This window comes from Candidatus Tisiphia endosymbiont of Piscicola geometra, from assembly GCF_964026415.1.
Classification (GTDB): Bacteria; Pseudomonadota; Alphaproteobacteria; order Rickettsiales; family Rickettsiaceae; genus Tisiphia.
Genome location: NZ_OZ032144.1, coordinates 806,485 through 817,823 on the forward strand (window position 1 = coordinate 806,485; position 11,339 = coordinate 817,823).

Genomic DNA, 11,339 nt, shown 5'->3' on the forward strand with positions numbered 1-11,339 from the left:
TTACTCATCATCATGCTCACTCTCAACAATACCACCACTAAAGTTATCATCCTCAACAATATCATCACCAATACCAACATCAACGCCAGCAATGCCAACACCACCAATACCAATATCAACACTAGAAACAGCAGCAGCCCCACCACCAATAGCACCGGTCGCTGCTCTCCTCATGACCATCCCTCGTACTCTAGTAGCTAAATTGTCGTTGGCAATTACTGCTAAATTATTTGCGTCAATATCCTCTGTATTATCAATGTTACGATATTGATTGCCAAACATCTGCCATGGCATTGTTATGCTATGCACACCTCTTCGGTGATTCTCATTCGCTGCTTCTTTCCACAATGTACCTTGATGGCTGCTACGATCATAATTCTCTAAACATTTAATCACTACTACTGCTTGTTCATTATCACGGCTCGCCCCAAAAGCTTCACTGTAATATAATACTTTGGCATAGTGGTATTGTACCAACTCTTCAATGCCCTTCTTGTTAGAACCACTGACTGTATTAAATCTTATAGCTCCTTCATTAAAGGCATAGCAATCCTTCACAGCATATCTAGATTGACCCGCATCCCCAGTATTATCAAATATACCACCCAACATCTCACTAGTAATAAAAGTAAAGCCTAAGAAGCTATTAACTTCACCACTTACTAAAGCTCTAACGTTATTATAGTCATAATTGGTAATTTGTGGATCGCGTAATAAGTCTGAGATTTGATTGCTTGAACATAGTAAATATAATTTATCATACATACCAAAAGAACGTTTTTTTAAAATATGATGAGCTTTTATTAGTTTGTCGACAGTTAACCCGGCTCTTTTCGAATTAATGATGCCTCTGTTGGCAGCAATTGCAGCTTGAGCATTTAAGCCTAAATTAACATCAGTAACCTTTAGCCCTACTGGTACAACATTATTAGCGACGTCAAAGTTAATAACATTATTACCTGTCCGTCCTGCTCTGACTGGACTGGCAAAAGCACTAATAATTACCCGATCTTGTTGTCTACCCATTGCCCAGCCTGCCATTTTAGGAAAATGTGAGGTGGGGTCGGTTAATAGGTTTAGCTTATCGTTCCTATCCATGGTAGCGTTCCAATGGTAAGCGGAAGCAGTCAAAAAGCGTCTTGAAATAGTTGGTATTTTAAATTCTATTTGTTCTAACCTGTCACGGTCTCCATCATCAGCATAATGCCCATGCAAATGATTATCAGGGTCAATTAGGTGTCTAGTTCTACTCTCTACCTCATGGGTAGTCATTGACTCAAAACTAATTACCTCAGTGTCTTGCGTACCATTAGTAACGCATTTTCGTAGTTTAGAACCTTCTTGTTGAATAACTAGGCTGATATTTTTAGCAAATTGTTCTTTAAGACCATCTGTTATTTGTTCCATTTTTCCTCCTCAAATAATCTATCAATATTTAAAGTGCGATATCATTTATACTAAAATATGGTCGTTGTCCGCTACGCAGCTAACGACCTTTCAGGTATCTATGACATTAGTGGCTCTTTTATGATAGGTTATTGCGAAGTCGCAGCCTTAAAATGAGTTGTCACATCATGACTTTAATGATTGGTTGGTTACGTTATTTTTTTAGACTTCTTGCAAAAGTCGCTTATGCTGAGGAATTTGAAGAAGACGCGGAACGCAGAACCGCAGCGTACTAAAGTACGTGAGGATTCGAGTACCGCATCGACGTACAAATTACCAGCAGAAGTAGAGTTTTGTAAGAAGTCTATTGTTCTTTATCATAAGCAATTTTATATAGTTGTTGCATACGTTTAACAGCTTGATCATGTCCCGTATGGTCTTTAGTTCTTAATTTTACCATAAACTCAGGGTCAGAATCAAGTTTTTCTATCTCTGACAATGCAGCTTCCCGGCTATTAATTGCAGGTAGCTCTTTACCAGTTACTAACGAGTCGGATTTTAAAGTTTCACCAACCCTAACTAACAAATCTACTAAGGCTGGCGAGTAATTGGAATCTTCAATTAATTCAGCCAGTTCTTTAGTACCAAACTTAGATAAAGCTGCCTGCATCACTGTCATCTTACTGTCAAAACCTTCACCATAAGTGTTTTTCAACCAACCAATGTGAGAGTGACGTGTTTGCTCGATAGCATTTTTTTGCTGTTTTTGTAAATCCTGCGAAAAACCATACAGAGAATTAAGCAGCTTCTCACCTTGCCTTTTAGATAATCCGCTTTGGTAAAACATGTCTTCATAGCGAGCTAGATATTCTTCATCTTCTTTACTTCGTTTATCAGTATATTTCTTATCCTCAGGCATCCCCATCCTAGAATAAAATTTATGCCACTCTTCATCAGAGCTGTCATCCTTTGGCACAGCAACTCGTTGATTCAAGCTCTTCTCTGCTTCCAAATAGCTCTGTGCCAAAGATGAGACATCTTTAAATTTACTCAATGACTCAGCTTTGCGGATGTCCTCAGGCATGTTAGCTAGCCAATCGCTAGCAGAGGAAGTAGGGTTAATTTCATAGTTATTAGCAGTTCCTTCTTTGCTCATCGGCTTACTCTTCTTTTAACTCTTCTATTTCTTTTTTTAACTGTTCTATTTTTTCAATAGTTAGTTTTGTATATTTAGCTATTTTTTCTATTGGCTCATTATCAATTAACATTTCTTTTGCCACAACTATAGCTTTTTCTTCAATACCTTCAGCTTTGCCTTCAGCTTTGCCTTGATTAAAATTTTCTGCTAGAGCAAGTTCTTCTGCATCTTCCTGCAATTTGGTTCTAATATATAAGTCATATTCTGCTGGGGTAAGCTTATACCGTTCAATCATATGGTAAGCATCTAATACCTTACTGCTCTTAATATCTTTAGGTGGTTCTGTCTCTTGTGTTGCACATTTGAATAGATGTAACCACTCATCAGCAACACTCGCTAATTGTGTTTTTTTAAATTTTCCAAGCTCTATGAATACATAAGAGAGGTCAAATAAATATTGTTTATTAGTAGTAGTCTCAATATTTTTATGAATACTTATATAAGGCACTTTTTTGTCAAATATTCTATTTTTTATCAATGAAATAACTATTACTGGCAATAAATCCAAGTGAGTTAAACCTTCTGTAAGTTGCCCAACATATGAATGGGCAGAATAATATTGTACTCTTTTTAGATAATCGGTTTCATTTTTTTTCTGCATTTCGATAATGTACCAGTTTCCTGATTCATCCTTAACTTTTAAATCAAATACACTTCTCCTACCCTTATGAATCCCTGCTAATTCTTCTACTGGAATAAATTCAATTTCCTTAATTCTGTACATTTCAGATAAATCAAGAACACTATTAAGAAATTCTTTTAAATTCTCCTTATTACGGAAGATTTTCTTAAACAAACTATCATTTGTTGGATCTAAATATTTTTCCATATCAATTACTCCCTTTTCCTTCAATATTATCAACTCCATCATCTTCTGAAGCCTGCGAGCATATATATAGGAACAACGCCCGATGTCCTTCTAGAAAGGCAGTGTACTCACTTTCTTGCCGAACAAAATTGCTGCGATATATGCCACTCATTTGAGCTAAATCCTCTAATATTATTTTACCATCTTCTCCACTAAAAAGCTTGCAATAAATTGATTTTAATTGCTCTTTTGTTAGTAAATTTGATGGGGGTGAGGAGTTAATTGATAGTTTCATGTACTCCTTACCCTTGTATCTGTTGTTGTTGCTGTTGTAATTGTTGCATTTGCATCATCTTACGTTGTTGTCTAAGCTGTAGTACTTCTTGTTCACTCTTGAGGATTGAGTTTGGGGCTTCTCGTAGTTCAAAAAATAGTTTAAAACACTCATCCCAGTTAATATTATCATAAATCTCAGGAAAAAAGTTACTTATACCACTTCTTTGGAAAAAACCTAATACCTGTTCAACGCTGGATATTGCTGATGTTTTCTGTACCCTTGATAATGGTGACACATATTCAAGCTTTATCTCAGGCGGGCTATTTGCTCCCTCTAAGATTGGTACTCTGTTATATTTAATCAATGTTTGATATATTGCCATGATTAACGGATTTAACAACTCACTCTCAATTCTTCCAACCATCGGGGACATTAAACGGTATTGTTCTTCTGTTCTAATTTGTACCTCAGTGGCAGTCATTTCTTTGTTTTCTTTCTGCATTCTAAAAATATCAACATAGAATGCCTTAAATATAGCATCGCGGCATTGATTCTGCTCGATTTCAGTCGGTAGGATATTCTCCATACCAGTTAGGGGTATTATTTTATCTGCCATACCATTACGGTAAAAATTAACACTGCCCGGCGTAGTATATAGCGGTAAGTAATATCCATCTTTTGGCACTAATAATGGTGGGTCTAGCTGTTTCTGTGCTACTTTTAGGGTAATTTGTCTTAAACTATTGAGTAGTTTAATATCAGGTAGCACATGATGAGCAGGAGCGTAGCCATATACTTCACCTTCTTCTTTTACCCATCGCGTGACAAAAAATGGGAAATAAGAATAACCTGACTGACTAATAATTTTTTGCTCAGCTAGGTAGATATATTCTGAGCTATAATCTAATGTTGATGAGCTAGATGTTGAAGGACTGGCTGCCGTTGATTTTCTGCCTCTACTTTTCTGATTTTGAGCTTGCGGGCTAACTATGTGCAATATTTCTACTATTTCATCAGGATTCCGGGCTAACCTCTCCTTGAAAGGGGCAAAATCTGACCATTTAGCTGACGCGGTTTTAATTGGCATGCTAAATAGTCGGTACATTGTATTAACAAAACCAAACTTATTCTCTTCAAAATAACATTCCTGTAAATTAATATTACGAAAGAACAGAGTTTGTGCTAATTCTAAATCTTCTTCAACATAGAATATCGCAGTACCAAAAGCTGATAAATTCAAGAAAAATTGATGAATCTGACTATAAAAATTAGAAGCCGGATTATTAAATATATCCATTAGGCTTCTTTCTAGCATTTGGGCTAACATGTTGCGTTCAGCGGTGGTTAAATATTGCTGTTGCTCATGATTTTCAGCGACTATAGTAAGGTTAAACCAGTTCATTGCTGGGGGTTTACCAGCAAGCTTTGTAAACCTGATGCTAATTGCTCCCTTGACCAAATAGAAGTTGAATCAAATATTACCTTATTGCTTTCAGTTTGCGGACAAACATATTTCTTCAACTCATCCCATATATGATGCCATTTCTCCCGCTTGCTCTTGAGATTATCAAAATATTCAATTTTTTTGTTTAAATCATTATCAGCCATAAGATGTCACCATATTTGTGTTGTAATTGCTACGTGTTGCGTTTGGATTTATGGTTGAGTTTGTGTTTAAATAAGGTTCACCCAACTTCTTTGACACTTTCTTGAGTTTCTTAATAAACTCGTTATCATATAACACCTCATAGTTATACTTTTTACCGCTAGCTGCCGTCATACTAGGCAAACCAAGGGTTAACCCCTCAATATCCTTAAGCGACACGATCTTGCCAAGAGATTCGTGTAATGGCGGCAAATCTTTTAATCGTGGCACTGACCTCATGCCAAAATGTTCCAAAGCTTGTTTTAGACCACCAAGCTCAGGTATGGCTCTTTTTTCTAATCCTGATGGACCGTATCTTGCTATTCGCGACAAATCAGCACCTATACTCGGATCATTGTTGTTAAGATTAATTCTGTCAAAACCAGCAAGTTTACGACTAATATCGGATTTGTTCATATAATGACCAATACCAACAAGCGGTGATAACATTTTGATTCCCGAACCTATCCCAGCAAGTATTGAACCCTTAACACCAATCGCTCCTAAGCCTGCCCCAAGTCCAAAAGTTAAAGCTGTTAGCCCCAATCCTTGTGCTAGCCCAGTATCTCTTGCAGATTTTTGATACTTACCAGCTCGCCAGTCTAAATCCCTGCTATAGCTATCCAACTGGCTTTGAGCAGCTTCCCCATAACTTCTTAACTGGTTTTGCAACCCTTCAGCATGCGACCGCTGCCTTGTATAGTTAGCAGTGATTTGCTCTTGTCTATTCTGTTCTTGTTTGCATTGTTCAATCATGCTGAGCAATTGTTGTCTAGCATTATCAAAGTTACTAGTATCCTGCGACAATCGATTTTGCTGTGATTGATAGTTAGTAAGCTGATGTTCAAGATTAGCTTTCTCCCTTGTTAGCTGTTGATGCTCTTTGGTGATACTATCCATCGAATGGCGTATTTTGTTTTCTGTTTCGCTACGTTGCTTTTTTAACACTTCAACGTCTTGCTGATATTGAGTAATATGGCTACCGGCTTCCTCTTCAGTTAAACCTTTCAAGCTTTCTCTTCGCTGGGCTACTTGATCATACAGGTTTTGGAACTGACCCGGTAATTGCTCTACCTCGCTTATCTTTGCATCAAGAGCAGGAGCTTTTTGTGTAAATGCTGCAAAAGCTTGTTTTAGCTGATCAGCTGATGTGACCAAACTAGCTCTTTGTGATTCTATATTTCTTAAGCCACTCTCATATTGTCGAGTATGATAATCTAGTTGGTGTTGCATATCATAGCTTCTCATGCTAGCTTGATACTGTTGCTCCTCTAGAGAGTGTAAGTCCTGCTGAGCTTGTTGCAATTGCTGCGACAAATTATTGATAGTATTTTGTGCTTCACTCGCATAACTACTATAACGATCTCGTGACTCATTATAGAGGTGCTTCTGTCTTGATGTATCAGCTCCAGTAATGTACCTGTTCCTAGATGCACCAACTGCTAAAGCACTAAGTCCTAGTAAACCTAATATTGGCCACATATATTACTTTGCCTTAATTATTTATTAATTACCATTATCTATTATTGCATCATCAATTCTTGCTTCTTCTGCTCCATCATCTTTCCAACGCATTGTAATCATTCATTACTTTACGATATTGTAATATATTATATTGCGATTGTTGTTGCTCATTACCAGTTTTTACATCCATCGCCATATAACAAAAGCTTTCGGTGATATCAGTTGCTCTAGATGAACTAGAATGTACTCCTCTTTTTGTAGCATCAAACTCGTAAAGTCCGTTAATGCCACGCTGACATTTCTCGGCATCTATTCGGCACGCACCTAACAAATTTCTTGCTTTAGTTATCATCTCTTCCCGTAAATATTTCCTGCCAATCGCAAAGGGTGAGAAGCCTACCTTTTCTGCTATTTCATTAGCTTGTTGTAAGCGAGTATCCAAAGTCGGCATTTGTCTTCGGCTCATATCATGAGGCAATACGTTACGTCCATATTGATACGGTCTAGTTCTTAAATGATTAAGATAAAACTCTAAATCTTTGCCCCTATTCATATAAAAATCTATTATATCAATATAGTCTTGTTTCTCTTGAACAAACCAAATCACCGTATAATCAACAATACCTATATCCCAATAAGTATTAACCTGATAGCTTGCATCAAATGGCACATAGCCAATACGCCCCTGACTTTCAGCTAGTCGTAACTGTTCAACAAAAGTACCACCTTGATCAGCTCTCTTGTAACGATAGGCAGCAAAGTCACAATAAAACTCTCTTTGAATCTCTTCGTTACTCATATCGACCGAAGCTAACTTGTTTTTATCGACTAGTGGTTGTCCCTCATTATCTGTTGTATCTTCAATAGTTTTTATTTGGCAAAATACTTCCGGATTATCTTGGTGTTTCCGGTATAATTCTTCACCATGTGTCAATTTTGGATTATCGGAAGGAGTATATAAATAAAGCAGCCAGCAATTATTACGAATTACCATCGGCTCTATAACGCAACTCATAGCTCGTGGATCATGGTAAGAATACTCTGAGATAACTGCTCCCTTAATACCGCTACCCCTGATAGTAGCATAACGGTCACTACCAACAAACTGAATCACTGAGCCATTTTTAAATAATATCCGTTGCTTATATTGCTGACTACGAGCAATAATCCCTTTAGGAATAAATGACATATAAGGACGTCCCGATAATGTCATACCATCCCATATACTCATTTTAGCTTGATTATAGGTAGGATAGACATACCAATAAATGCCCACTTCTCGAATGGCACTAGCAGTGATCCAGTTAATACCCATAATATCCTTGCCAGCTCTTCTATGCCAAATGGCTATAGCTTTCTTACCACCTGAGTATAAATATCTCCACAAAGGTAGCTGGAACGGGTAGGGTGACCAGCCCACCGGAAATTTATTAGGCTTTCTGCAAAACTCTACTTCTGCTGGTAATTTGTACGTCAATGCGGTACTCGAATCCTCACGTACACCGGAGTACGTTGCGGTTCTACGTTCCGCGTTTCCTTCAAATTTCTCAGCATAAGCGATTTTTGCAGGAAGCCTAATGCTCGTAGAGCTAGAAACCTCTTTGCTGGCTTTAGCTTTATTAACAGTCTTCATCCCCTTGTTCTTACTGCCCTTTGGCAATTGCATATTCTGTTTCATACGATTCTATTTCAAAATTAGTTACATCTATCGTCTTTGCCATTTCCTGAGCTTTTGCCGATTGTTCAGCTTCATTACTATTTTTCCTATGGTAACCAGCATCATTTTTCCTCATTTGATATTTCTGCGAATTAGCCTTAAGATATTCCAACAATGACTTAGAACAATATTTTTTCTTAGTAGCAATTGCCTGATTATCCTTGTTATAGGTCACTTCCTCATAGCCGTTAATTGCCCTATCATATAACACTCCTTCTGCTCTATCTACCGCAATGGCTAAAGCTAAATTGACACATTTGGCTAAATATTTTCCAAACAAACCATAATTTTTAATCATATAAATATTTCTATAAAAATTTTTTGTAATTCCCTTTATTATAGCTGATTCCCAGGTTTTTTTACCAATTAATCAATTGAAAATACCTCCCTATATTTCGCAGTGTACTACAACTAAAGGTTGCTGTCAACAACTTATTTTCTATTTTTCATATTATAATTAAATTTTTATATTTAGTTATTCCAAATTATGCTCTTATGTTTATAAATATAACATATTTTTACGCTCCACTAATAGCCGCTTTCATTATTTTTGCAGTATTACCTATTTTTTTATTGACTTCCATTACGGATGCTGAAGTTGCAAACAGTAAATCTAGAGGCAAACTTCCATTTCTGCAGCGGAGGATTGACCTTTACAAGCCTCATTACTCTCATACTTTCTAAACCCTTACAATTTCATATGTGATTTGTATGTGCTTTTCAACCTTCAGTAATTGGTTGATTATTATTAACTTCTTTGTAATCATTCTTTTTCTCACTTAATACAATTAGTTTTTTGTTCTATTTGCCATAGCTTACAGCCCAGCCATGCTATCGACTTTCATAAACTCAAAAGTATAATTCAGTTTACTACAAGCATATTCCAAATCTCTGCTGTACTTATTCTTAATCCAATACCCAATGAAGGCAGTAGCTGGTTTGAGAATAAGCTTATTACAATCTTCTTCAATTGCTTCTAACTTGCTAAACCATACTTTATCAATGGTTTCACCGTATAACTTTAACAGATATTTCCTTATTTTATACCACGCTGATTCTGGATTTAGTCCACTTAGCTCTAAATGATAATCCGATATTTCTCTTTTGTTAGTAATACGCAATTGCTGAATCTCTTTGCCATATACCTCTTGCACTGTTTGGAGCAATGTGCATTTATCAGTTTCTGACAAAGAGATATCTGCTAGATCAATCTTGTATTCATCGTCACATACTCCAAAAAAACTGCACCTCTTCAGCAATTGATAAGCAGTACTAGGCTTACTCTCAAAAGCTTCAACAATCTTGCGTTGCAACTGATTCAGCGGTTTAACGCCCTTACTATCTCTTATCTTTTGCAAATAAGCCTTTCTTGTACTAGTAGCATTGTTCAGATCGAAGTTAAAGCTTGGGTTATTTGCCACAGATGGTGGACGCATTTCATGACGCAAAGTTTTCTTCATGTAATTCAGTACTGCTTGCTTGCAGGGAAAGCGATTGTTAGGAGAATCCACGCTATGTTTAATCAACAGCTTGTTGATATAACTCAATTCGTAGTTACGACCTGTTTACTTTCTTAGCCAAATAGCATCTTCTTCGCTCAATGGGTAAAACGTCTCTAGCTCCCTAGGTGAATACCAACCTTTAGCCTTTTTGGCAATATCAGTGAGCCACCCAGACAATTTCCCGCTAGCTTCTTGCTCAGACTCACTACCTCCTGAATATCCACCTGTTGAATCTGAATCGGAGTCTGACTTGTCATCAGTTGGAGTTACCTCAGAGAAATTAGACCTCTCCGAAAACTCTACTTCTGCTGGTAATTTGTGCGTCGATCCGGTACTCGAATCCTCACGTACATCTGAGTACGCTGCGGTTCTGCGTTCCGTGTCTCCTTCAAATTCCTCAGCATAAGCGAGTTTCTGAAGAGGTCTATTACCGTCTGTGGAATTGTATGGTAACGCTTCATTTACTGAGCTTGCCGTTATCTCTGTAGGTAAATTAAAGCTTTTCTCTTCAACTGACCCAATCTCTAGTAAACTTTGTTCATCTGAACTTACCATTACCTCCGACGATAGGTTAAAGCTTTGCTCCGTAGTTAACGCAGGTTCTGACAAACTTTTTTCACCTCTTTTTTCTGTTACTTCAAGCGGTAAATTAACGTTTTGCTCCTCAGTTGATTCAGGCTCTGACACGGGTTGTCCACAGACTTGTCCACAATTTTCTTTATTTTTTTCGTATCTAGATAATATAGATATATATAGATGCATTTTTTTTAATTTTTTCTGAGTTGAGTTAGAATTTTCTCTAGGTTGGGTTAAAATTTTTTGATAGCTAGACTGGATATTTGTGTGATTAAAGTGATAAGAATTATTATTAGCTTTACGAAAATTTGTAAATTTCTTAAGAAGTTTGATACATAAAATATTACGGCATTTTATATTATATTTGACCGTAGTAATTAAAGTATGATAAATGAACCCACTTTTTTGTAATTCTGTTAGACATTGTTTTACCCTACTTTGACTAACTCCTAGCTCTTGTTGGAAAAAATGATAGCCTTCTTGTAACTCTTGAGAGTCTTGTGTATTGTCATAACGATTAGTTTTTATGCAAGAAACTATCAAAGATAGAAGTTGACGAGAAGTCTTACTTAATTGTTTGCCACAATTATTGGTAAGATTTCGCCACTCAGGCGGGATGAAATTACCAACAAAATTATAAAAGATAATATCCTGATTTTCAACTACAGGGTTGGAAAAAGTTAATGATTCCGTCATATTTTCCCCCCTTGTAACAGGGTTAAAAATAGACGATTTTGTAGGTCAAATTTCAGGAAATTTGTCTGAG

10 protein-coding genes and 1 pseudogene are annotated in these 11,339 nt (G+C 36.7%); all 11 read right to left on the reverse strand.

Annotated features, from left to right (window positions below):
- The 11 genes and pseudogenes from AAGD26_RS03810 to AAGD26_RS03865 all read right to left on the reverse strand — a co-directional run bounded on the left by AAGD26_RS03810 (position 1) and on the right by AAGD26_RS03865 (position 11,269).
- Complete coding sequence (locus AAGD26_RS03810; RefSeq protein WP_341751146.1) at positions 1–1,407, reverse strand: phage capsid protein; 1,407 nt, start codon at positions 1,405–1,407, stop codon at positions 1–3.
- Between the two features lie 343 nt (positions 1,408–1,750).
- Positions 1,751–2,542: a hypothetical protein gene (locus AAGD26_RS03820; protein WP_341751148.1), complete on the reverse strand. Its 792-nt coding sequence runs from the start codon at positions 2,540–2,542 to the stop codon at positions 1,751–1,753.
- Positions 2,543–2,546: 4 nt separating this feature from the next.
- Positions 2,547–3,413 (reverse strand): Rpn family recombination-promoting nuclease/putative transposase, encoded by an 867-nt coding sequence (locus tag AAGD26_RS03825; protein WP_341751149.1) that lies wholly within the window; start codon positions 3,411–3,413, stop codon positions 2,547–2,549.
- 1 nt (position 3,414) lies between these two features.
- Complete coding sequence (locus AAGD26_RS03830) at positions 3,415–3,687, reverse strand: hypothetical protein (protein WP_341751150.1); 273 nt, start codon at positions 3,685–3,687, stop codon at positions 3,415–3,417.
- A 7-nt stretch (positions 3,688–3,694) separates the two neighbouring features.
- A complete protein-coding gene (locus tag AAGD26_RS03835; RefSeq protein WP_341751151.1) occupies positions 3,695–5,071 on the reverse strand; it encodes a portal protein in 1,377 nt (458 codons plus the stop codon).
- Complete coding sequence (locus AAGD26_RS03840) at positions 5,068–5,277, reverse strand: portal protein (RefSeq protein WP_341751152.1); 210 nt, start codon at positions 5,275–5,277, stop codon at positions 5,068–5,070. Before AAGD26_RS03840 ends, AAGD26_RS03835 begins: the two co-directional genes overlap by 4 nt.
- Positions 5,270–6,796, reverse strand: a complete 1,527-nt coding sequence (locus tag AAGD26_RS03845; protein WP_341751153.1) for a hypothetical protein — start codon at positions 6,794–6,796, stop codon at positions 5,270–5,272. The genes AAGD26_RS03840 and AAGD26_RS03845 overlap by 8 nt, the downstream gene beginning before the upstream one ends.
- Before the next feature lie 1,426 nt (positions 6,797–8,222).
- Positions 8,223–8,345 (reverse strand): annotated as a pseudogene (locus tag AAGD26_RS03850) (palindromic element RPE1 domain-containing protein); the annotation flags it as partial.
- A 76-nt stretch (positions 8,346–8,421) separates the two neighbouring features.
- Positions 8,422–8,793, reverse strand: coding sequence for a hypothetical protein (locus tag AAGD26_RS03855; protein ID WP_341751154.1), 372 nt, complete (start codon positions 8,791–8,793; stop codon positions 8,422–8,424).
- A gap of 517 nt (positions 8,794–9,310) precedes the next feature.
- On the reverse strand, positions 9,311–9,955 hold the full coding sequence (locus AAGD26_RS03860) for a DnaA N-terminal domain-containing protein (RefSeq protein WP_341751155.1): 645 nt from the start codon (positions 9,953–9,955) through the stop codon (positions 9,311–9,313).
- A gap of 105 nt (positions 9,956–10,060) precedes the next feature.
- Positions 10,061–11,269, reverse strand: a complete 1,209-nt coding sequence (locus tag AAGD26_RS03865; RefSeq protein WP_341751156.1) for a palindromic element RPE1 domain-containing protein — start codon at positions 11,267–11,269, stop codon at positions 10,061–10,063.
- Positions 11,270–11,339 lie beyond the last annotated feature (70 nt).

Excerpts from the sequence above, each read along its gene's own strand:
- AAGD26_RS03810 (WP_341751146.1), bottom strand. The coding sequence starts at position 1,407 with ATGGAACAAATAACAGATGGTCTTAAAGAACAATTTGCTAAAAATATC.
- AAGD26_RS03820 (WP_341751148.1), bottom strand. The coding sequence starts at position 2,542 with ATGAGCAAAGAAGGAACTGCTAATAACTATGAAATTAACCCTACTTCC.
- AAGD26_RS03825 (WP_341751149.1), bottom strand. The coding sequence starts at position 3,413 with ATGGAAAAATATTTAGATCCAACAAATGATAGTTTGTTTAAGAAAATC.
- AAGD26_RS03830 (WP_341751150.1), bottom strand. The coding sequence starts at position 3,687 with ATGAAACTATCAATTAACTCCTCACCCCCATCAAATTTACTAACAAAA.
- AAGD26_RS03835 (WP_341751151.1), bottom strand. The coding sequence starts at position 5,071 with ATGAACTGGTTTAACCTTACTATAGTCGCTGAAAATCATGAGCAACAG.
- AAGD26_RS03840 (WP_341751152.1), bottom strand. The coding sequence starts at position 5,277 with ATGGCTGATAATGATTTAAACAAAAAAATTGAATATTTTGATAATCTC.
- AAGD26_RS03845 (WP_341751153.1), bottom strand. The coding sequence starts at position 6,796 with ATGTGGCCAATATTAGGTTTACTAGGACTTAGTGCTTTAGCAGTTGGT.
- AAGD26_RS03855 (WP_341751154.1), bottom strand. The coding sequence starts at position 8,793 with ATGATTAAAAATTATGGTTTGTTTGGAAAATATTTAGCCAAATGTGTC.
- AAGD26_RS03860 (WP_341751155.1), bottom strand. The coding sequence starts at position 9,955 with ATGAAGAAAACTTTGCGTCATGAAATGCGTCCACCATCTGTGGCAAAT.
- AAGD26_RS03865 (WP_341751156.1), bottom strand. The coding sequence starts at position 11,269 with ATGACGGAATCATTAACTTTTTCCAACCCTGTAGTTGAAAATCAGGAT.